Source organism: Angustibacter sp. McL0619, from assembly GCF_049994355.1.
Lineage (GTDB): Bacteria > Actinomycetota > Actinomycetes > Actinomycetales > Angustibacteraceae > Angustibacter.
The window spans coordinates 3,598,642-3,619,346 of record NZ_CP188257.1; the positions used below are offsets into that span (position 1 = coordinate 3,598,642).

Genomic DNA, 20,705 nt, shown 5'->3' on the forward strand with positions numbered 1-20,705 from the left:
CTCACATCGTGAGAACATTGTCGGAAGTGCGATCGAAACTGGCCCTATTCGCGTCTGTGTTAGTGCCGGCCATGGTGAGCGCTGCAGGGGGTTGCTCACCTGGCCGGCAGTATTTTGCCGCTCACGCGAGAAGTTGGCCGGCCGTTCGGCGCGTCAACGCCGTCATAGCCGTCATAGCCGCGCAGCAGCGCCGCGAGGTCCGCGTCGTCGAGCAGGTCGACGGGGCGGACGGTCTGGCCGGTGGACACGTAGCAGAACGCGGCCCCTACCAATGCGAGCGGGATGCCGTGCAGCCGGTGCCAGGCGAGCCGGTAGACCGCGAGCTGGACGGCCCGCGCCTCGGCCTCCTGCCCCGTGGCAGGTGGCCCCGTCTTCCAGTCGACCACGTCCACACCGCCGTCGTCGCGGGCGAACACGGCGTCGATCCGGCCGCGCAGGATGGTGCCGTCCAACGGCGTCTCCACCGGCACCTCGACCGCGACCACCTTGCGGCTCGCCCACTCGGTGGCGAGGAACCGCTCCTGCAGCACCGCCAGCTCGCGGTCGTCGGCGTCGTCGTCCCCGGCACCGGGCAGCTCGATGACGTCCAGGATCGAGGCCGCGCCCAGGTACCGCTCCACCCAGGCGTGGAAGGCCGTGCCCCGCCGGGACGCCGGGTGCGGCCGGCGCGGCATCGGGCGGCGTAGCGCCAGCGCCAGAGCGGCCGGGTCGGAGCGCAGCTGCACCAGGCGGGACGCCGACAGGTGGCTGGGCAGCTCGACGTCGATCGCGGTGTCCTGCAACCGGTCCCGCTCGGCGAGCAGCAGCGTGATGGCGCGGTCCGAGGCATCCTCGATGTCGGCGTCCGGCTGGCCGGCCGGGGCGAGGTCCAGCGGGAGTGCGGACATCGCGTCGCCCACCAACGAGGCACCGGCCTCGACCTCTGCGCGGCGCCGCCCCAACGGGTCCACCGGCCAGGCCGCTACGGATAATGCGCGGTCCGACGGCTTGTCTTCGCCCGGGCCGGGCATCGGCTGCACCTCACCCAACCGAACGGCCTCCGCGACCTGGGCGCCGAGCGTCGGCTCACCGTCGGGCAGGCCGGGGACGAGCTCGCACAGGAATCGGGACGGCATCCTCGGGTTGAGCGCCGAACCCCAGCAATGGCTGGTCAGCAGCAGGCAGTCCTTGGCGCGGGTGAACGCGACGTAGGCCAGGCGACGCTCCTCGGCCAGCTCGTGCTCGCCGCACGCCGCATAGAAGCCCTTCAGCTCGCCGAGCAGCGCCTTCTGGTCGGGCGCCGCCGACCAGCGCACGTCCGGGAGCCCGTCCCGGTCGCCGCGCAGCTCGTGCGGCACCTTGCCCAGCCCACCCAGCCAGCCCTTGTCGTTGACCTGCGGCACCGCCCAGCCGTCGCGGCCGGCCCGCACTTGTACACGGTGCTGGGGAAACCCGCCCTCGACCAGCCCGGGGACGGCGACGACATCCCATTCCAGGCCCTTGGCCGCGTGCACGGTCATCACCTGGATCGCGTGCTCGGTGGTCTCCACCTGGCCGGGCTCGAGGCCGTGCTCCTGCTCGTCAGCGGCGGCCAGCCAGGTCAGGAAGGCGCCGAGGGTCGCGCGCTCCGCGGTCGCCTCGAAGCCGGCGGCCACCTCGGCCAGGGCGTCCAGGTGGGCGCGTGCCTGGCCGGGACTGACCCGGGGCCGGGAAGCGACCTCGACGTCCAGCAGCAGCGCCCGCTCGACCTCCGCGACGAGGTCGGGCAACGCCAACGAAGTCCGACCGCGCAGGCCACGGACCGTGTCGGCCAGCCGCAGCAACCTGGTGCGGGCCGAGGTGGACAGCTCGCGACCCTCGCGGTCGGTCCAACCGGTCGGCGGCAGCTCGTCCAGCGCCTCCACGATGCTTGGCTCGTCGAAACCGGTGCCACCGCGGCCAGCACCGCTGCGGCGGGCATGCAGCTCGCGGGACCACCCGGCCAACGCGGTGAGGTCGTACGCACCGAGCCGGCAGGTCGGCCCGGTGAGCAGGCGCATCAGCAGGTCGCCCCGGGTCGGGTCGTGCACGACGTGCAACGCGCAGACCAGGTCGGCCACCTCGGGCGTCGAGAGCAGGCCGCCGATACCGACCACCTCGTACGGGAGCCCGGCCGCCAGCAAGGCGGCCTCGACGTCGGTGAACTGAGAACGCTTGCGGCACAGCACCGCGGCCGTGCGCCCGGCCACCCGCTCGCCGTTCGAGTCGAGCCAGTTCTCGGCGAGCCACTGCGCGACCGACTTCGCCTCGAGCGCGCTGGTCTCCAGCGACCGCACCTGCACCGATCCGGAGCCCGCGCCGGGTCGGGCCACCAGGTCGCGGACCTCGACGGCGGTCGCCGCCCGCAGCGGCCCAGCCACCGCGTTGGCGACGGTCAGTACCGCGGTCGGGTTGCGCCAGCTGGTCGACAGGTGCCGGACGGTCGCCGGCTCGCCGTCGCCGGTGCGGAACCGGGCGGCGAAGCCGGCGAGGGTGTCGGCACTCGCCCCGCGCCAGCCGTAGATGGACTGGTGCGGGTCACCGACCGCCGTCACACCGTGCCCGCCGCCGAACAGAGCCTCCAGCATCACGAGCTGGGCGTGGCTGGTGTCTTGGAACTCGTCGAGCAGCACTGCGCGGTACTGGTCGCGCGCCTGTTCGGCGAGCAGCGGCACCGAGGTGGCGAGCTCAGCGGCGAGGGCGAGCTGGTCGCCGAAGTCGAGCCGGTCACGGGCCCGCTTGGCCTCGGAATAGGCCCGCACGATGGGCAGTAGCTGGCGCCTGGCCCGCAGCCGTTGCAACAGCTCGCTGACGTCGGCGTACCGTTTGAGCGAGCCCGTCGGGGCCGCAGAGTCGTTGTACGGCAACGCCTCCACGTGCGCGACGCGGTCGGCTAGGAACGTCTCCAGGTCGTCCGGGTCCACCAGGTGCTCAGCGCATTCCCCGGATAGCGCCAGCACTGCGTCGACGACGGTGGACAACGCGAAGTCGACCGAGTCCATGTCGCCGAGCCACCCCTCGACGACCTCGCTGGCCACCTGCCAGCAGGACGCCTCGGTGAGCAGCTGGGCCTCGGGCTCGATGCCGAGTCGCATGCCGTGCTCGCGAACCAGCCGTCCGGCGAACGCGTGGTAAGTCGACACAGTGACGTCGAGGTCGTGGCTCGCCGCCACCCAGAGCCCACCGCGGCGCAGCGAACGCAACCGACTGCGGATGCGTTGCGAGAGCTCGCCGGCCGCCTTGCGCGTGAAGGTCAGGCCGAGCACCTCGTCCGGCGCCACGTCCCCACCGGCGACCAGCCAGACCACCCGGGCCGCCATCGTCTCGGTCTTGCCGGACCCGGCCCCGGCGACCACCAGCAGCGGTGCCGGCGGAGCCTCGATGACCGCGACCTGCTCCGGCGTCGGCTCGGGCCGGCCGAGCGCGCGGGCGATCTCGACCGCCGACGGACGATCGCTCACGCGGTCACCTGCCGGCCCTCGCCGCGCGCCGGGCACGACGTCCGCACCGGGCAGCGGTCGCACACCTCGTTGAGCTGCGCGTCGAACCCGGCCGACGCCATACCCTGCGCCACGCCGTCGACCAGCTCGACGGCCCAGCCACCGTCGTCGGGCAACGCCGGCTGGTCCTGCGGGCGGTAGGTCTTGGCGGTGGTGCCCAGCTGCACGAGCGCCGCACCAGCCGTCGGCTCGCCGGGAGCGACGTCGTCGAAAGCGCCACCCTGCACGGCGACCTGGTAGGCGCCAAGCTGGGGGTTGGTCGCCAGCTCCGCGGCCTTCGGTGCCGACTTGCCGGTCTTCAGGTCCACCACCCGCAGCCCGTCGGCGGTGCGCTCCAGCCGGTCGACCCGACCCACCAGCCGCACCGGCCCACCCGGCAGCTCGAGCCGGACGTCGATGCCCAGCTCGGCGCCCACCAGGTCGCGCCCGCCGGCGTCAGCGAGGTAGCCGGCGAGCTTGTGCACCACCTGCTCGGCGCGCCGGCGCCCGATGTCCCCCACCCAGCCTGCTCCCAGCCCCAGCACGTCCCAACGCTCGTGCAGGGCAGCCACCAGCTCGGTCTCGCTCGCCTCAGGCAGGTCGGCCGCGAGGTCGTGCACGAGGTTGCCGAGGGCCTGCGATCCCGAGCTCGGCCCCGACCCGCCGGCCTGTCCGAGCAGCCAGCGCAACGGGCAGCGGTCGAACTCCTCGACCTTGGACGGCGAGACCCGGACCGGCTCGTCGGTCGCCAGCGCCCGGTCGTCGGTGAGCGGAGCGAGCCCGTACCAGTCCTGGGGGGCCGCGCCCGGTACGCCGGCCAGAGCCAGACGGGCCAGCCGGCGGGCGAACTCGCGCGACGCCTCGCGCGGCGTGCGCGGGTCAGTCAACTCCTGGCGCAGGGCGGCCACCACGCCACTGAGCGACATGGGCGCGCCGGGCGTCGTCACCAACCGGACGCCGTCGTCGTCCCACCGCGTGCCGGAAGCTGCGGCGGGGCCTGCGGTGACCTCGGCAGCAACGTCCACCGGGGGCGGGTCGACCAGGTCGAGGAACGGCGAGGGCTGCTGCTCGTCGTCCCGCACGCAGGTGACCAGCAGCGACTCGCTGGCACGACTGACCGCGACGTGGAACAGCCGCGTCTCGTCGTCCCGGACGGCAGCGGCGGCGGCGCGGCGGGATCCCTCTCGGCCGGTCAGCACGTCGACCAGGTGCTCGGCGCCGAGCAGCGAGCCACGCGGACGCAGGTCCGGCCAGGTGCCCTCCTGCAGGCCCGCGACCACGACGACTCGCCACTGCTGCCCGGCGGCAGCGGCCGCGGTGAGCAGCGACACGGCCTCGTCAGCGCCGCGCTCGGCGAGCGTGTCGGCGGGGACGTCCTGGCCGCGCAGGTAGTCCAGGAACTGCCGCGGGCCGGCCTGCGGCAGCCGGTCCACGAAGCGCGCGGCGGCATCGAAGAGGGCCACCACCGCGTCCAGGTCGCGGTCGGCACGCCGACCGGCCGGACCACCCGCGAGGGCCACCCGCTCCCAGCGGTCCCCGAGCCCGGTGGCGGCCCAGATCGTCCACAGAGCCGTCTCGGCCGTCGCGTCGTCCGCGGCGCAGGCCTGCGTCGCCGCAGCCAGCACGGCGGCCACCCGCCGGGCCGGGGCGGCGGTGACGCGGTCGAGCACCGCCAGCCGCACCGGGTCGAGCAGCGCTTGGACCAGCAGGTCGTCGGTGTGCGGCGGCGGAGCTGCGTCGGCGTCCTCCTGTGCGCGCAGAGCTCGCCGAAGCCGGCGCAAGGTCATCGCGTCAGCGCCACCCACCGGCGAGAGGAGCAAAGCCTGGGCCTGTTCGGCGTCGAGGAACGGCAGCCCAGCCGCGGCGGCCAGCCCTACCGCGAAGGCGTCGAGCAACGGGACGACGGCAGGCTGGTCGCGCACCGGCAGCTCGGTCAACGGGACCTCGACCGGCACGCCGGCCTGGGACAGGCCGCGGCGCAGTTCCGCAGCGCGGGCCCGACCACGGACGAGCACCGCCATCTGCGACCAAGGCACCCCGTGCAGCAGGTGCTTGCGTCGCAGCGCGTCGGCGACGAGCGCCACCTCGTGCTGGGCAGTGCGCAACACGTGCACCGCCACCTCAGCCTCGTCGGGACGGTCCGGCTGTCGCACCTGGCGCTGCCGCGCACCGCCGGCCGCCCCGATCCGGTCGGCCACCCGCCCGGTCACGGCCCGCAGGTCGGAGCCCTGCCGCCAGGACGTGCGCAGCACGATGGTCTCGGCCGCGGCCGGGTCCAGCAGCAGCCCGAGGTCGGCGCCGCGGAACGACTGGACGCCGGAGTCCGGGTCGCCGGTGAGCAGCAGTCCCGACCGACCGCCCACCACGACCCGGAGCAGGTCGGCCACGGCCGCCGTGGCCTCGTGCGCGTCGTCCATCGCGACCAGCTGGACCTGGTGGCGCACCAGGGTGAGCAGTTCATCGTCGGACAGCAGCGCGGCCACCGCCTCGCTGGCGATCGCGGCCGGGTCGTAGCCGCCGGGGGTGGCGAGCGCCGTGACGTCCAAGTACTCCTGCAGCACCCGCGAGCCCGCCACCCACTCCGGCCGCCGTTGCTCGAGACCGAGCTCGGCCAGCTCGTCAGGCGAAACCCCCCGTTCGACGGCCCGCATCAGCAGGTCGCGCAGCTCACCCCGGAACCCGCGGGTGGCCAGCGCCGCAGCCAGCTCACCCGGCCAGGCCGGGGCGCCGCCCTGACCGGCCTGGTGGCCGGCCAGCAGCTCGCGCAGGATCACGTCCTGCTCCGGGCCCGTGATCAGCCGCGGCGGCGGCTCACCCTGGGCCACGGCGGCCAGCCGCAACACTCCGAACGCGAAGGACGCCGGGGTGCGGCCGAGCGGCTCCTGCACCGTTGCGGCGAGCCGCGCCGACACCTGCTCGCGCAACCGGGACGCCGCTAGCCGGGTCGGCGCCAGCACCAGCACCCGACCAGGGTCGAGCCCGTCGGCCACCCGCGCGGCCACCGCCTCGACCAGCACGGTCGTCTTGCCGGTGCCCGGGGCGCCGAGCACCCGCAACGGCCCACCCCGGTGCCGGACGGCGGTGAGCTGCTCGTCGTCCAGCTCAAGCGGCGGGCCGGCGACGGCTCGCGCCCGGCGCAGGCGCAGCGCGGGGGCGGAGTCGGTGCGGGGCAACGGATTCACGAGGACGAGTCCATCACAGCACTCTGACAGCGATGCTCAGCCGCCGTCCCACCGGGCGCGTCGCAGGTCCACCCGGGTGCCGTCCGGGCGAAGCGGCGTCCCCTCGGCCCGCAGGTTCGCGAGCTGCTCGCCGGCGATGTGCGGGGCGGGAGTGCCGTCCGCCCGCAGCACCCGCCACCACGTGGTGCTCGAGCCGTAGCGGCTCAGCACCGCGGCCACCTGGCGCGGACCGCCCTCACCGAGGTACTCGGCCACGTCCCCGTACGTGAGCACCTTGGTGGCCGGGACCTGGTCGACGACCTCCAGCACCAGCGCGGCGTACCGGGGAAGCTCGTGGTCGTCGGGCACCGTGCCAGTCTGCCGGTGCCGTGCCACACTCTGCGCGTGCACCACGCCACCCGCTCAGCCCTGGTCGCTCTCGTCGCGGCCGCCGCGTGCTGCCTGACGGCCTGCGACTCCGCGCAGCACGCCGCCGAGAGCACCGCGTCCAAGGCGGCCGACAAGGCGGCGGCCGAGGCGAAGGCGGCGGCCAGCTCGGCGGCCAGCAAGGCAGCCGAGGCCGCCAAGCAGCAGGCCCGGCAGACCGCGACGAACAAGGTCTGCGACCTGGTCAACGGCGACGGTCCGCTGGCCGACGGGCAGGTCAGCACCTCGGACCGGGCACTGGTGAAGGCACTCGGGCCGGTCGCCGCGCAAGCCGGCGTAGCCGACAAGTACCTCAAGCCGCTGCAGGCGCTGGGCGACGCGAACAGCACCGGTCACACCACGAGAGCGCTGATCGCTCAGCTGACCAAGGCGTGCACCACCTAGCTCGCTCTACGCGCTAGAGCGTCAGCAGAGCTAGTACGTCGGCAGGCTGGGATCCACCTGCTCGACCCAGGCGAGCACTCCACCCTCGAGGTGGCGCGCGTCCGGGTGACCGGCAGCCTGCAGCAGCGCCAGCGCAGTGCCGGACCGCACCCCCGAGCGGCAGTGCAGCACCACCGGCCGGTCGAACGGCAGCTGCTCGAACGCGCTGCCGTCGTCGAACGCCGCCCGCCGCACCGCGACCGCCCCGGGGATCGACACGATGGCCCGCTCCCCCGGCTCACGGACGTCGACCAGCACGACGTCCGCCTCGCCGCGCTCGCGGGCGTCCAGGAGGTCGGCGAGCTCCTTCGCGGTGACGGACGCCAACGGCTGCGACTCCTGCGCCGCGCCGGCACCAGGCAACCCGCAGAACTCCTCGTAGTCGATCAGCCCGGTGTCGCGGGTGATGCTGGGCGACCGGCCGCAGACCACGCACGCCGGGTCCGGCCGGACGGTGAGCTCGCGCCAGGTAGCCCGCAATGCGTCATGCACGAGCAGCCGACCGACCAGGGACGTGCCGATTCCGGTGATCAGCTTGACCGCCTCGGTCCCCTGAGCGGCGCCGATTGCCGCGCAGAGCAGCCCGAGCACCCCGCCCTCGGCACAGGACGGCACGCTGCCGGCGGGTGGCGGCACCGGGAACAGGCAGCGGTAGCACGGTCCGTGCCCGCCCCAGAACACAGTGGTCTGGCCGTCGAAGCGGTAGATCGACCCCCAGACGCAGGGCACGCCGAGCAGCACGCAGGCGTCGTTGACCAGGTAGCGGGTGGCGAAGTTGTCGGTGCCATCGACGACGAGGTCGTAGCCGGCGAGGACGTCCAGAGCGTTCGAGGAGTCCAGACGCACCGGGTGGGTGACCACCTCGACCAGCGGGTTGACCTCGGCCAGCGTCGCCCGGGCTGAGTCGACCTTGAGCCGACCCACGTCGCTGACGCCGTGCACCACCTGCCGCTGCAGGTTGGAGGCCTCCACGACGTCGGGGTCGATCACCCCGATGACACCGACGCCGGCCGCAGCCAGGTAGAGCAGGGCCGGGGAGCCGAGGCCGCCGGCCCCGACCACCGCCACCCGGGCGTTCGCCAGCCGGCGCTGGCCGAGCTCACCGACGTCCGGGATCAGCAGGTGCCGGGCGTACCGGGCGACCTGGTCCCGGTCCAGCGGCGGTCCGGGCTCGACGAGGGGCGGCAGGCTCACCAGGCCACTCTACGAACGGGGTCCACGCCGGGCTATCGGAACGGCTACGGGAAGGGCCAGGCGTTGGGACGGCAGGGCGCCACCATCTTGGTCTGCTGCTGCATCACCGGCGCCAACCGGCCGGGCCCCGGGCACTGCTCGTGGCCGTGGCCCAGGACGTGCCCGACCTCGTGGTTGACCACGTACTGCCGGTACACGGACAGCTCGGGGAACTCCGGAGTCCCCCGGATCCACCGGTAGGACGTGAGCACGGCCTGCTTGCCGCTGCGACAGGACAGCTTGCCGAAGGTCTGCAGCGGAAGACACATCCGGGCCGAGGTCGCCGGGCTGGCGAGCACCACGTCGACGTCCGCCGCGCCGTCGGTGCGCGCAAAGGTCCGCCGCCCGCCGTGACCCCAGGAACGCGGGTCGTTCAGGGTTGCCATCACCTGTCTCGCGAAGTCCTGCGGGTCGACGTCCACCCCCTGCTCGACCCGGACCCGCACGGTAGTGCGGGGCCCGCTCCCGGGCGCACTGACCTCACCGGGGACTGTCACCAGGGTCCCGGTACCCCGGGTGGCCACTGCGGTAGACGTTGGCTCGGACGTCGGCTCGGCCGTCGGCTTGGACGTCGGGCTGACGATCGCGGTCGGGGTCGCCGTCGCCGGGGCGGCCGACGTCGAGGTGGACGGCTGCAGGGCCGGGCCGGAACCGTCGTCGGTCGGTCCGACCAGCCACCAGGCGAGGCCGGCGGCGACCGCGACGACCACCAGGACCGCCAGGGTGCGGCGACGGCGAACTGCTGCGCTGGCCCGGGGGCGTGACGGCTCGGCCGGGGTGGTCACCGGGTCAGGGTGCCATGCCCGGTCAGGCGGAGGCGCCCCGGTCCCCGCCGAGGCCCGCGCGCCGGTTCAGCGCGTCGAGCGTGGCGCGAACGACGGCGTCCTGGGCGTCGCCGCGGACCAGCGCGGAGCCGGTCAGCCGGTCGATACCGGCCGGGCCGAGCAGCGACAGGACCACCACGGCGACGTGGTCGTGACCGACCTGGAGCATGTCGACCTGGTCGACCTCGAGCCTGGCCGGGGACGGCACGACCCGCTCCACCGCGGACGCCGTGGCCGAGGCGAGCGCGCGGTGGGCGCCGCTGCCGGTGGCTGGTCGGGTCGCGGTGCCCTCGTGCACGGTGTCGCCACTGCGCAGGTGCACCGAGGCGATCACCTCGTTGTCCTCGCTGGTGACGACCATCCGCTCCACCACTACCCGGGGGGACTCGGCGAACGGCGCGGCCCGACGAACCGGCTCGGCCGGCTCGGTGACCTCAGCCTCTACCTCTACCTCTACCTCTACCTCGCGGACCTCAACTTCAACCTCGACCTCAGCGAGCGCCTCGACCTCGTTGTCGGCCTCCCCACCCAGGCCTGGCTGGTTGGCCGGCTCGGCCGGCTCGGCCGGCTCGGCCGGCTCGGCCGGCTCGGCCGGCTCGGCCGGCTCCGCCGGCATGTGGAGCATCGCAGGCGCCGGCGGCACGAAGGCCTCAGGCTCGCGCCGCTTGGGACTGACCGCGTCCGGCAGCGCCCGCTCCTCCTGCTGCGGCGGCGCCTCAGCCACCGAGCCCGGCCGCCGCTCCACCGGCTGCTTCGGCACCGCGCGGTGCCTGGCTGCCCGGTGCTCGAAGGTCTCGGGGCCGACCCCGTCGAAGACGTCGTCGATCGCGCTGCGCAGCTCGGGGTCAGCGGTCAGGTCCGGCCAGAAGTCGGGGAGCCGGGCCGGGGCGACGCGGACGAGCTCGTCGTGGGCCAGGTCGGCCCGCACTTCGTCCACGGGGAGGCCCGGCACGGTGTCCTCGAAGCCGTTCGCGCCGTGTGCTTCCCCGGACGTCTCGGCTTCCGCCTCGACGTCCGGGACGTCGGGCTGAGCAGCCTCGGGCTGCGGCGTCTGGACCTCGGGCTGCGGGGCCGGGACAGCGGGCTGCTCGCCCGTGCCGGCCGCCTGCTCGAGCTCCTGCATCGCCACCATCTTCTGCAGCTCGTCGTACAGCGTGGCGGGCTCGTAGTCGCCCTCCACCTCGAACAGCGGGTCGGGCTCGCCGAGCGTCGGCGGCGTCGCGATCGTCTCGACCACCGCGACGACAGGGCGTCCGGCGGGGCCGGTCAGCTTCAGCCGCTGGTGCTCGATGCCGAGCCCGAAACGGTGACGCATCTGGTGCACGGCGGCACCGAGCACGGACGCGTGGTCCAGGTCGCCGGACACCTGCACGCGCAGCACGCCGTCGCCGCGCTCGTCGAACTCGAGCACGATGTGCTCCACGCCGGGCACGTGGCTGAGCGCGTCGCACATGGTGGCAGCGTCCACCTCGTACGCACTCACAGCAGGTCCCCGGTCACCTTGTGAGTGTCGCACCGCGAGGCACCTCGCACGAGCCTGCGCGCTGCCCTACCCTCCGAATGGGCTACCGCCGAGCCCCACACGGAGTACGCAACCGTAGGATCGACCCTCAAGCGGCAGGACACAGGAGGAGAACAGTGACCACGTCACCGGCAACCCGGGGTCGCAGCACACGGCTGCCCAGGGACGCTCGGCGTGCCCAGTTGCTGGTCGCCGCCCAGGAAGTCTTCGTGCGCTCCGGCTACCACTCAGCGGCGATGGACGACATCGCCGACCAGGCGGGGGTGTCCAAGCCGGTCCTCTACCAGCACTTCCCGAGCAAGCTCGAGCTGTACCTCGCCCTGCTGGACCAGCACACCGAGGCGATGGTCTCGGCGGTGCGCCAGGCGCTGGCCTCGACGACCGACAACAAGCAGCGGGTCGCCGCCACCATGGCGGCCTACTTCGAGTTCGTGGACCGCAAGGGCGAGCCCTTCCGGTTGGTCTTCGAGTCGGACCTGACGAACGAGGCCGCCGTCCGCGAGAAGGTGGACGCCGTCACCGCGCGCTGCGCGGAGGCGGTGGCCGAGGTCATCCGTGAGGACACCGCGCTGCCCGAGGACGAGGCGAACCTGCTGGGCGTCGCCCTGACCGGCATGGCCCAGGTCACCGCGCGGTACTGGATGACGACGCGCGGCTCGATCCCGCGCGACGCCGCCAGCCGGCTGATCGGCCAGCTGTCCTGGCGCGGCCTGGGCGGCTTCCCGAAGACTGACGGTGCGCGCGCCGACGGCGCGACCCGCGACCCGGCGTCCACCCTGGGCGAACAGCCCGCCTGAACGGAACAGGCAGGCCGCTGCGCCCGTTAGCCTGCTCGCAGCAGGTGCCGCCCGAACCCGCACTCGCTCGTCCCGTCCGCACCAGCCAAGAAGCCAGGAGGCCACCCCAGTGGAGGTCAAGATCGGCGTCCAGAACGTCGCCCGCGAGATCACGGTCGAGTCCACCCAGACGGCCGCCGAGGTGGCGGCGCTGGTCAGCGAGGCCATCTCCGCCGGCTCGCCGCTGCAGCTGGTCGACGAGAAGGGCCGCACGGTCATCGTGCCCGCGGCCGTCCTGGGGTACGTCGAGGTGGGCGCCGAGGTCGAGCGCCGGGTCGGCTTCGGCACCGTCTGAGCACGCCTGAATGGCTCGTGTGGCGAGGCAGTCGCCGCGATGCCAGGCTCCTCGCATGACAATCGAAGGATTTCTCGGCGCGATCATCATCGGCGCCGTCATCGGAGCACTCGGCCGCCTTCTGCTGCCCGGCCGCCAGCCGATCGGCATCCTGTGGACGATCCTGGTCGGTATCGTCGCGGCCCTGGTCGGCACGCTGATCGTCGGCTCGATGCGCGACACGAACGGCATCGACTGGGTCGAGGTGATCGTGCAGGTGGTGCTGGCCATGATCGGCGTGGCAGCGGTGGCGTCCATGAAGCGAGGCCGGACCACCTGACCACGACCTGACGAACTGGCGACCAGCGCGACAACCAGCGCGACCCAGATGGGTCGGCTCAGGCGGACAGCCCGAGCCGGCCCATCCGTCGCGTGTGCTCGCCGGTGAGTCGGGCGAACATCCGCCCGATCTCGGCCAGGTCGGCGCCGCCGGAGTGGTACCCGCCACCGACCAGCAGCCCGCCGAGCGCGTCGCGCTCGGCGGCGACCCGCTGGGCCTGCGACAGCGCCTCGCCGACCAGCCGGCGTCCCCACAGGGCGAGCCGACCGCCCACCGAGGCGTCCCGCTCGATCGCGTCTCGCACCGCGCGGACGGCGAACTCGGCCTGGCCCATGTCCTGCACGACCTCGAGCACGAGCCCCTGCGTGCCGGGGTCGAGGTAGGCGGACACCTCGCGGTAGAAGTCGGTCGCGATGCCGTCCCCGACGTAGGCCTTGACCAGGCCCTCGAGCCAGCTCGACGGCCTGGTGCGGTCGTGGAACTCGTCGATCGCCGCCACGAACGGCTGCATGGCGTGCGCGGGGTCGGCCTCGAGCTCCTTCAGCCGCACCTCGAGCAGCTCGTAGTGGTGGAACTCGTGCGCCGCCTGCCGCCCGAGGGCGGCCTTGTCCGGCAGCGTGGCGGCCAGCTCGGCGTCCGCGGCGAGGCGGCTGAAGGCGGTGAGCTCGCCGTACGCCATCGCGCCGAGCAGGTCGACGACCGCCTCGCGGTACTCGGGGTCGGAGAACGGGTCGGGGTGCTCGCCGTCGGACGAATCGCTCATGGCAACGGAGCGTAGCCGGGCCGGGTAGACTGGTGAGCATCCCGGATGCCCGGTCGGACATCGAGAGCACCAGACGACGCCTCGTCGTCACGCAAGAGCCTGCAGACACCGATCGGCTTCCTCCAGCGCAGCGGCCCGCTGAGCGCGAACCCGCGCCCGGCGTGCGGCCCCGCCCGACCGAAGGCTCCATGTGACGAACACCGAGAACGACATGCGCACGATCGACAACAGCGCAGACATCGACCAGACCACCGACACCACCGACAGCACCAACAGCGCAGAGGGCACCGAGGCCCCCGCAAAGGTCACCCCGGCACCCACATTCGAGGACTACGGCGTGCGCGCCGACCTGTCCCAGGCCCTCGCGCTGGTCGGCATCACCTCGCCGTTCCCGATCCAGGCGATGACCCTGCCGGTCGCCCTGGACGGCCACGACATCATCGGCCAGGCCAAGACCGGCACCGGCAAGACCCTCGGCTTCGGCCTGCCCCTGCTGCAGCGCAGCGTCGCGCCGGGCGAGGACGGCTGGGACGCCCTCGCGGCCCCCGGCAAGCCGCAGGCCCTGGTGGTCGTACCCACCCGCGAGCTGGCCGTCCAGGTCGCCGGCGACCTGGACACCGCGAGCGCCCTGCGCCAGACCCGCGTGCTGACCGTGTACGGCGGCCGCGCCTACGAGCCGCAGGTCGAGGCGCTGCGCAAGGGCATCGAGATCGTTGTCGGCACCCCCGGGCGCCTGCTCGACCTGGCCCAGCAGGGCCATCTCGACCTCGGTCACGTGCGCGCGCTCGTGCTGGACGAGGCCGACGAGATGCTCGACCTCGGCTTCCTGCCGGACGTCGAGCGGCTGCTCGCGCTCACCCCGGACGGCCGTCAGATGATGATGTTCTCGGCCACCATGCCGGGCGCCGTCGTCTCGCTGGCCCGCCGCTTCATGACCCAGCCCACGCACATCCGGGCCATCGACCCGACCGACGACGGCGCGACGCTGAAGGCGATCAGCCAGTTCGTCTACCGCGCCCACGCGCTGGACAAGGTCGAGATGATCGCCCGCATCCTGCAGTCCCGCGAGCGCGGGCTGACGATGATCTTCGCCCGCACCAAGCGCTCGGTCGCGAAGGTCGCCGACGACCTGGCCGAGCGCGGCTTCGCCGCCGCCGCCATCCACGGCGACCTCGGCCAGGGGGCCCGCGAGCAGGCGCTGCGCGCCTTCCGCAACGGCAAGGTCGACGTCCTGGTGGCCACCGACGTCGCGGCACGCGGCATCGACGTCGAGGGCATCACGCACGTCATCAACTACCAGTGCACGGACGACGAGAAGACCTACCTGCACCGGATCGGCCGGACCGGCCGCGCCGGCCGCACCGGCGTTGCCGTGACGTTCGTCGACTGGGACGACATGCCGCGCTGGGGCCTGATCAACAAGGTCCTCGACCTGGGCATCCCCGAGCCGCAGGAGACGTACTCCAGCTCGCCGCACCTGTTCACCGACCTCGACATCCCCGAGGGCACCAAGGGCCGGCTGCCCAGGGCACAACAGACCCGCGCCGGGCTGGGCGCCGAGCAGGTCGAGGACCTCGGCGAGACGGGTTCGCACCGCGGTGGCCGCGACAGTGGCCGCGACAGCGGGCGCGGCAGCAGCGGCCGCGACTCCGGCCGTGCGCGAGGCCGGGACGGCGGACGCTCCGGCAGCTCGGACAGCTCGCACGGCACCTCGGACGGCGAGCACGCTCCGCGCGAGCGCAACCGTCGCCGCACCCGCGGCGCCGCGTCCGACGCGGCTGGTGGCGGCGAGCAGTCCGCCAGCCAGCAGTCCGCCGGCCAGCAGTCCGCCGGCCAGCAGTCCGCCGGCCAGCAGTCCGACGACAGTGCGGCGGGCAGCGGCGAAGGTGGCGCACCGCGCCGTCGTCGCCGTCGCGGCGGCCGTGGCCGGGGTGCCGGCTCGGGTTCGGGTGCGGGCACGAACGCGACCGCCAGCGCCCCCGTCGCGGACTGACCCCCACCGCATGCTCACTCCGGCACCGGCCAGGTTCACCACGGGCCTGCTGCTCGCTCTACCGGAGCTGGCCGAGTTCACCTCGCCGTGGCGCTCGACGTCGTATGCACCGGACCACCCGGGCCTGCCCATCGAGCGCCGCTTCCCGCCGCACATCACGCTGCTCACGCCCTGGGCGAGCGCTCAGGACGACGACGCGATGAGTCGGCTGCGGTCGGTCGCGGCCCGGCACCAGCCCCTCGACCTGATGTTCGCCGACGCGGAGATCTTCGATGGGTCGCAGGTGGTCTGGCTGCGGCCGGCCACCGACCCGGCACTGGACGCGCTGCTGGCCGACGTCCTGACCACGTTCGCCGAGTTCCCGCCGTACGAGGGGGCGCACCCCGAACCGACGCTGCACCTGACGGTCTCGGCCGACGGCGACCGGGTGGTCCTCGACCAGGTGCGCCGCGCCCTGCAAGACCGTGGCCCGCTGCGGGCGCCAGCCACCAGGCTCAGCGTCTTCGCCCGCGGCGAGGACGACGTCTGGAGCCAGACGGCAGCCGTCCCGCTGGGTGCTCAGTCCCAGCCGGCCAGCACCGCCGCAGCGACCTCGCGGTAGGCGGCGGCGCCCTTCGAGCCGCGCGCGGACGCCAGGATCGACCGGCCCACGGCAGGGGCCTCGGCGAACCGGACGGACTTCGGGATCGGCGGCGAGAGCACCGGCACGCCGTAACGCTCCGGCAGGTCGGCGAGCACCGCACGGGCGTGCGTGGTCCGGCCGTCGAACATGGTCGGCAGCATGCCCAGCACCTGCAGGTCGGGGTTCAGGATCTTGCGGACGTCGGCGACCGTGTCCAGCAGCTGGCCGACACCGCGGTGGCTGAGCATCTCGCACTGCAACGGGATCAGCACCTCCCCCGCGGCGGTCAGCGCGTTCAGGGTCAGCACGCCCAGCGACGGCGAGCAGTCGACCAGCACGATGTCGTAGTCGTCCCTGATCGGCTCCAGCGCCGAGCGCAGCACGAACTCACGGGCGGGTCGAGCCAGCAGCTGCGCGTCCGCTCCGGCGAGCTCGATGGTGGACGGGATCAGGTCCATGCCGTCCTCGGTGGTCAGCACCGCCTCGGGCGCCGACGCCCGGCCCAGCAGGACGTCGTCCACGGCGACCTCGACCGCCTCCGGGTCGATGCCCAGGGAGAAGGTCAGGCAGGCCTGCGCGTCCAGGTCGACCAGCAGCACCCGCCGGCCCGCCTCGGTGAACGCCGCACCCAGCGCGGCGACCGTCGTGGTCTTGGCCACCCCGCCCTTCTGGTTGGCGACGGCGAGCACGTGCGGTCCGTGGTTCGGGGTTCGGCTCGGAGTGCGGGGCACCCTGTCCTCCTGAAGATGTGACAGTCGTACAAGAAAGTGACGACAGTGATTTCTGCTCACGCGTCGTCGCTCTAGGCAAGAATGCCTTGCGTGGAGCTCGTGGAGACCGTCAGGGGTGAGCCGCGTGAGGTCTCGCGCGTGCGACACGCCTTGGCCGCGGCGCTCGCCGACTGGGGAGTCAACGGCGAGGACTTCGAGGTGGCGGTGCTGCTGACCAGCGAGATCGTCACGAATGCCATCCGCTACGGCGGTCCGCCGATGGAGCTGCACGCCCAGATCACCGGTGCCGAGCTGCTGGTGTCCATGGACGACGGCGGGCACGAGGCCGTCGTCCCGGTCGAGAACGTGCAGTGGTACGACAAGGGCGGACGCGGCCTGCATCTGGTCGAGGCGCTGTCCAACCGGTGGGGTGTGCGGGACTGCCTGCGCGGCAAGCAGGTCTGGTTCGAGCTGAAGCTGGCCGGATAGTCGAACCGGCCAAGATGCAACGCCCTAGCAACGCTGTCATGGTCGAGGGGTGAGGACGTCGCGCACGCCAGGGCCTGACCCCGGGTTGTTCGGCCCCGGGTCGGTCACCTGGCGGCTGCACGCGGACCCGGTGCTCGGCGTCGCAGGCCTACGCGCGCTCATGCTGCAGGCCCTGCATCCCCGGGCGGCCGAGGCGATCAGCCAGAACTCCGCGTTCCGCGAGGACGTGTGGGGTCGGTTGTCCCGGACCACCGAGTTCATCGGGGTGACGACCTACGGAACAACGGCCCAAGCGCTGTCGGCGGGTGCCCACGTGCGCGCGGTGCACGCCGCGATGGCGACCGTCGACCCGATCAGCGGGCACGGTTACCGGGTGGACGAGCCGGAGCTGCTGGCGTGGGTGCACTGCGCCCTGGTCGACTCGGTGATCGACGTGCTGCGGCGCTCCGGGGTCGCCCTGGACGACGAGCAGGCCGACCGGTACGTCGACGAGCAGGTGCGCTCGGCCGCACTGGTCGGCCTGGAGCCGACCGACGTCCCGCACGACGGGGCCGCGCTGGCCGAGGCGGTGCGTGAGTTCCGCCCGCAGCTACGGGCCACCCGGGTGGCCCGCGAGGAGGTCGGCTACGTGGTCGCGCCACCGATCCCGACGCGACTTGCCCCGGTGGCCCGTCCGGCCTGGTCGGCGGTGGCCGGGCTGGCCTTCGCGGCGCTGCCGAGCTGGGCGCGCCGGATGTACTCGATGCCTGACCTGCCCGGAGCCGCCGCGCTGCACGGAGCCGCGACCACGGTGGCGCTGCACGCCCTGCGCGCTAGCCTGCGCGGCGTGCAGACCATCGTCCCGCCGCTGCGCGCCGGACCGCACCTGCGTACGGCGCGCGAGCGGCTCGCCGCTCGCCCCGACGGCTGAGGCAGCCGGCCCGGTCGGGCCTCAGCCCTGCTCGACGAACGCGCGGACGGCATCCGCGACCAGCTGGACGGCGATCGCGGACAGCAGCAGACCGGCGATCCGGGTCACCAGCGTCGTCCCGCCGTCACCGAGGATCCGATGGATCCGGCCGGCGAACCGCATGGCCAGCCACAGGCACACGTGGACCAGCAGTACGCCCAGCGCGATCGCCACGTAGGCGGCGGGGTGGTGCCGGGACTGGTTGGCCGACTGGACGAAGACCATGGTCGCCACGATGGCGCCCGGCCCGGCCAGCAGTGGGGTGCCGAGCGGCACGAGCGCGACGTTGACGCCCTCGGCCGAGGCCGGTGCCTCGTCCTTGCCGGTCAGCAGCTCGAGTGCGACCAGCAGCAGCAGCAGACCGCCGGCTCCTTGTAGCGCGGGCAGGCTGATGTGCAGGTAGTCGAGCAGCGCCCGGCCGAAGACGGCGAACGCGATGATCACCGCGAAGGCCACGGCCACCGCCTGCCGCGCGGCGCGGACCCGCTGGCGACCGGTCATCGACGAGGTCAACGCCAGGAAGATCGGGACGGTGCCTGGTGGGTCCATGATGACGAAGAGGGTCACGAACACCGACCCGAGCAGCTGGGCGTCCACCACGGTGTCGATCCAGGAGTCCATCAGCCGACCACCCTGGTTCCGCTCGCGCGCGCCTCGATCTCGGCGAGCACCTCCGGCTCGGTGGTGTTCTCCGCCAACATGTTCGGCTTGCCGGTGCCGTGGTAGTCGCTGGACCCGGTGACCAGCAGGTCGAGCTCTCGGCTCAGGTCGAGCAGGTGGGCCTGCGCCGCGCCGTCGTTGTCGCGGTGGTAGACCTCCAGCCCAGCCAGTCCCGCGTCGGCCATCGAGGCGATGACCTCGTCGCCGACCACCCGGCCGCGCAGGTGCGCCATCGGGTGCGCCATCACGGGCACGCCGCCGGCCGCGACGACCAGCCGCACCGCCTGCACCGCGTCCGGAGCGTAGTGCCGCACGTAGTAGGCGCCGCGGGCGGACAGCAGTCCGGCGAACGCCTCGGTCCTGTCCCTCACGACCCCCCGCGCGACCAGCGCGTCGGCGATGTGCGGACGCCCGACCGAGCCGCCGTCCTGCACCTGGTCACGGACGTCGTCCCAGCTGATGTCGACGTCGCGGGAGAGCAGCTCCACCATCCGCTCGGCCCGGGTGAGCCGGCTGTGCCGGGTGCGTTCGACCACGTCCAGCAGGCCCGCGTGGCCGGGGTCGTGCAGGTAGCTCAGCAGGTGCACGCTGATGCCCTCGGCGGTGCTGGAGATCTCCATCCCCGGCACGAGCCGGACGCCTTCACGCACCGCCTGCTCAGCGGCCGACGACCACCCGGCCGTGGTGTCGTGGTCGGTCAGCGCGACGACGTCGAGCCCCGCCTCCGCCGCGCTGTGCACGACCTGGGCGGGTGACTGCGTGCCATCGGACACCGCAGAGTGGGTGTGGAGGTCGATGAGCACCGGCCCAGCCTAGGGGGCGTACGAACGCCGGATCTCATCCATGAGTCCTGGGTACGGATCCTCCAGCGGGCTTCGCGCCGACTTGATCTGTTCGCGGATGTCGACCAGCGGCCCCGCCGCCACGTAGTACCTGCCGCGCGTTTGGCCGACTGGCTCCAGCAGGCCCTCTTTCACCAGCCGCACCAGGTCGCGCGTAGCAGTCCGCTCCTCGAGATCGTGACGTTTGCGATAGGTCGGTCGGGTGACCCGTGACCCGAGCAGCGCGTCGAACAGCGGATCCGCGACACGGTCGGGCAGAGAGCGCCGGGCGACCAGGTCATCCAGGTGGTTCCACATCAGCTCAGCGTCCGCGAACCGGCGCTGCAGGGTCTGGGCCTGCATGTGATGCGCTCGCAGGTTGAACTTCAACCAGAGGTGCGCGTCGTTCTGTGGCTGCCAGCTTCCGCGGCCGGTGGCGGCCAGCACCCGGTAGTAGTCCTCGGTGTTGCGTCCCAGCCACTCCTCGATGCTGCTGAAGGTCGGCTCGACCACGTGGTCCTGCGCCAGCACCAGCGTCTGCAGTGCGCGCGCCATCCGCCCATTGCCGTCGCGGAACGGATGGATCATGACCAGGTTCAGGTGAGCCATGGCGGCACGCACCATCGGGTCGGCGCCGCGTCCCGCCGCGAGGGACTCGACCAAGACAGCCATCAGCGCTGGGACCCGGGTGCTGTCGGGCCCTTCGTAGACGGTCTTTTCCCTGGCGTCGTCGCGGACGAACACGTCACCGCGGCGGTACTGGCCCGGTCCCTTGGCCAAGTCGTGCTCGAGCAACATGAAATGCATCGACCGCAACGTCTGCATGTCGACGACGAAGTCGTCCTCGACCGCCACCTGCATCACGTAGGTGAGCACGCGGCGGTAGCCCAGGATCTCGGCCCAGGTCAGTTGGTCCGCCGTCAGCGGTGCTTCGTCCTCGACAGCCGCCATAGCGTCCTGCGCCGAGACCGTGTAGCCCTCGATGCTGTTGGACCCTTGGATCGCTCGCGCCTGAGTGGTCCTGCGCAAGCCTCCGGACCAGCGCCGCGGAGCCCTGAGGACGGAGGCCATCGCCTCGCGGAGTGAGTGCACGTCGTCGATCGTGCGCTGATCCTCGAGGTCTAGATCGGGTGTGACGAACAACGGTTCCAATGTCTCTATG

General features: G+C 73.0%; 19 protein-coding genes. 8 read left to right on the forward strand and 11 right to left on the reverse strand.

Going from position 1 to position 20,705, the window contains the following annotated elements; all coding sequences use genetic code 11:
- Window positions 1-95: 95 nt before the first annotated feature.
- The 3 genes from ACPPVT_RS16670 to ACPPVT_RS16680 are packed head-to-tail and all read right to left on the reverse strand — an operon-like array spanning window position 96 to window position 7,006.
- Window positions 96-3,458 (reverse strand): ATP-dependent helicase, encoded by a 3,363-nt coding sequence (locus tag ACPPVT_RS16670; RefSeq protein ID WP_426562182.1) that lies wholly within the window; start codon window positions 3,456-3,458, stop codon window positions 96-98.
- Window positions 3,455-6,658 carry an ATP-dependent helicase gene (locus tag ACPPVT_RS16675; protein ID WP_426562184.1) on the reverse strand — a complete coding sequence of 1,068 codons (3,204 nt, stop codon included), beginning with the start codon at window positions 6,656-6,658 and terminating at the stop codon, window positions 3,455-3,457. The genes ACPPVT_RS16670 and ACPPVT_RS16675 overlap by 4 nt, the downstream gene beginning before the upstream one ends.
- 36 nt (window positions 6,659-6,694) lie before the next feature.
- Entirely contained in the window at window positions 6,695-7,006 is a 312-nt protein-coding gene (locus tag ACPPVT_RS16680; RefSeq protein ID WP_426562186.1) for an MGMT family protein, read from the reverse strand.
- A 36-nt stretch (window positions 7,007-7,042) separates the two neighbouring features.
- On the opposite strand from ACPPVT_RS16680, the gene ACPPVT_RS16685 reads away from it, so the two are divergent.
- Window positions 7,043-7,468 carry a hypothetical protein gene (locus ACPPVT_RS16685; protein WP_426562188.1) on the forward strand — a complete coding sequence of 142 codons (426 nt, stop codon included), beginning with the start codon at window positions 7,043-7,045 and terminating at the stop codon, window positions 7,466-7,468.
- 30 nt (window positions 7,469-7,498) lie between these two features.
- On the opposite strand, the gene moeB is transcribed toward ACPPVT_RS16685, so the two are convergent.
- The 3 genes from moeB to ACPPVT_RS16700 are packed head-to-tail and all read right to left on the reverse strand — an operon-like array spanning window position 7,499 to window position 11,047.
- Entirely contained in the window at window positions 7,499-8,701 is a 1,203-nt protein-coding gene (gene moeB, locus ACPPVT_RS16690; protein ID WP_426562190.1) for a molybdopterin-synthase adenylyltransferase MoeB, read from the reverse strand.
- A gap of 44 nt (window positions 8,702-8,745) precedes the next feature.
- On the reverse strand, window positions 8,746-9,525 hold the full coding sequence (locus tag ACPPVT_RS16695) for a DUF3152 domain-containing protein (protein WP_426562192.1): 780 nt from the start codon (window positions 9,523-9,525) through the stop codon (window positions 8,746-8,748).
- 22 nt (window positions 9,526-9,547) lie between these two features.
- Window positions 9,548-11,047: a hypothetical protein gene (locus ACPPVT_RS16700; protein ID WP_426562194.1), complete on the reverse strand. Its 1,500-nt coding sequence runs from the start codon at window positions 11,045-11,047 to the stop codon at window positions 9,548-9,550.
- Window positions 11,048-11,202: 155 nt separating this feature from the next.
- Here ACPPVT_RS16700 and ACPPVT_RS16705 point away from each other — a divergent pair, with 155 nt between their 5' ends.
- The 3 genes from ACPPVT_RS16705 (at window position 11,203) to ACPPVT_RS16715 (ending at window position 12,536) form a co-directional block, all read left to right on the forward strand.
- Window positions 11,203-11,883 carry a TetR/AcrR family transcriptional regulator gene (locus ACPPVT_RS16705; RefSeq protein ID WP_426562195.1) on the forward strand — a complete coding sequence of 227 codons (681 nt, stop codon included), beginning with the start codon at window positions 11,203-11,205 and terminating at the stop codon, window positions 11,881-11,883.
- Between the two features lie 109 nt (window positions 11,884-11,992).
- Window positions 11,993-12,217, forward strand: coding sequence for a DUF3107 domain-containing protein (locus ACPPVT_RS16710; RefSeq protein WP_426562197.1), 225 nt, complete (start codon window positions 11,993-11,995; stop codon window positions 12,215-12,217).
- A gap of 55 nt (window positions 12,218-12,272) precedes the next feature.
- Window positions 12,273-12,536, forward strand: a complete 264-nt coding sequence (locus tag ACPPVT_RS16715) for a GlsB/YeaQ/YmgE family stress response membrane protein (RefSeq protein ID WP_426562199.1) — start codon at window positions 12,273-12,275, stop codon at window positions 12,534-12,536.
- 58 nt (window positions 12,537-12,594) lie between these two features.
- On the opposite strand, the gene ACPPVT_RS16720 is transcribed toward ACPPVT_RS16715, so the two are convergent.
- Window positions 12,595-13,299 (reverse strand): ferritin-like fold-containing protein, encoded by a 705-nt coding sequence (locus ACPPVT_RS16720; RefSeq protein ID WP_426562201.1) that lies wholly within the window; start codon window positions 13,297-13,299, stop codon window positions 12,595-12,597.
- 211 nt (window positions 13,300-13,510) lie between these two features.
- Here ACPPVT_RS16720 and ACPPVT_RS16725 point away from each other — a divergent pair, with 211 nt between their 5' ends.
- Window positions 13,511-15,292: a DEAD/DEAH box helicase gene (locus ACPPVT_RS16725; RefSeq protein WP_426562203.1), complete on the forward strand. Its 1,782-nt coding sequence runs from the start codon at window positions 13,511-13,513 to the stop codon at window positions 15,290-15,292.
- A gap of 10 nt (window positions 15,293-15,302) precedes the next feature.
- Window positions 15,303-15,893, forward strand: a complete 591-nt coding sequence (locus tag ACPPVT_RS16730; RefSeq protein WP_426562205.1) for a 2'-5' RNA ligase family protein — start codon at window positions 15,303-15,305, stop codon at window positions 15,891-15,893.
- Here ACPPVT_RS16730 and ACPPVT_RS16735 read toward each other — a convergent pair.
- Entirely contained in the window at window positions 15,851-16,645 is a 795-nt protein-coding gene (locus tag ACPPVT_RS16735) for a ParA family protein (protein WP_426562207.1), read from the reverse strand. The genes ACPPVT_RS16730 and ACPPVT_RS16735 overlap by 43 nt on opposite strands.
- A 90-nt stretch (window positions 16,646-16,735) precedes the next feature.
- Here ACPPVT_RS16735 and ACPPVT_RS16740 point away from each other — a divergent pair, with 90 nt between their 5' ends.
- Both ACPPVT_RS16740 and ACPPVT_RS16745 read left to right on the forward strand, forming a co-directional pair.
- Window positions 16,736-17,113: an ATP-binding protein gene (locus tag ACPPVT_RS16740; protein ID WP_426562208.1), complete on the forward strand. Its 378-nt coding sequence runs from the start codon at window positions 16,736-16,738 to the stop codon at window positions 17,111-17,113.
- Between the two features lie 49 nt (window positions 17,114-17,162).
- Window positions 17,163-18,023 carry an oxygenase MpaB family protein gene (locus ACPPVT_RS16745; protein ID WP_426562210.1) on the forward strand — a complete coding sequence of 287 codons (861 nt, stop codon included), beginning with the start codon at window positions 17,163-17,165 and terminating at the stop codon, window positions 18,021-18,023.
- A gap of 21 nt (window positions 18,024-18,044) precedes the next feature.
- On the opposite strand, the gene ACPPVT_RS16750 is transcribed toward ACPPVT_RS16745, so the two are convergent.
- From ACPPVT_RS16750 to ACPPVT_RS16760, 3 genes are read right to left on the reverse strand one after another with little or no spacing between them, the layout of a single operon-like run.
- Entirely contained in the window at window positions 18,045-18,683 is a 639-nt protein-coding gene (locus ACPPVT_RS16750) for a MarC family protein (RefSeq protein WP_426562212.1), read from the reverse strand.
- Window positions 18,683-19,525 carry a PHP domain-containing protein gene (locus ACPPVT_RS16755; RefSeq protein ID WP_426562214.1) on the reverse strand — a complete coding sequence of 281 codons (843 nt, stop codon included), beginning with the start codon at window positions 19,523-19,525 and terminating at the stop codon, window positions 18,683-18,685. The genes ACPPVT_RS16750 and ACPPVT_RS16755 overlap by 1 nt, the downstream gene beginning before the upstream one ends.
- 9 nt (window positions 19,526-19,534) lie before the next feature.
- A complete protein-coding gene (locus ACPPVT_RS16760) occupies window positions 19,535-20,635 on the reverse strand; it encodes a Fic family protein (protein ID WP_426562216.1) in 1,101 nt (366 codons plus the stop codon).
- Window positions 20,636-20,705 lie beyond the last annotated feature (70 nt).

Excerpts from the sequence above, each read along its gene's own strand:
- ACPPVT_RS16715 (WP_426562199.1), top strand. The coding sequence starts at position 12,273 with ATGACAATCGAAGGATTTCTCGGCGCGATCATCATCGGCGCCGTCATC.
- ACPPVT_RS16720 (WP_426562201.1), bottom strand. The coding sequence starts at position 13,299 with ATGAGCGATTCGTCCGACGGCGAGCACCCCGACCCGTTCTCCGACCCC.
- ACPPVT_RS16750 (WP_426562212.1), bottom strand. The coding sequence starts at position 18,683 with ATGGACTCCTGGATCGACACCGTGGTGGACGCCCAGCTGCTCGGGTCG.
- ACPPVT_RS16730 (WP_426562205.1), top strand. The coding sequence starts at position 15,303 with ATGCTCACTCCGGCACCGGCCAGGTTCACCACGGGCCTGCTGCTCGCT.
- ACPPVT_RS16725 (WP_426562203.1), top strand. The coding sequence starts at position 13,511 with ATGCGCACGATCGACAACAGCGCAGACATCGACCAGACCACCGACACC.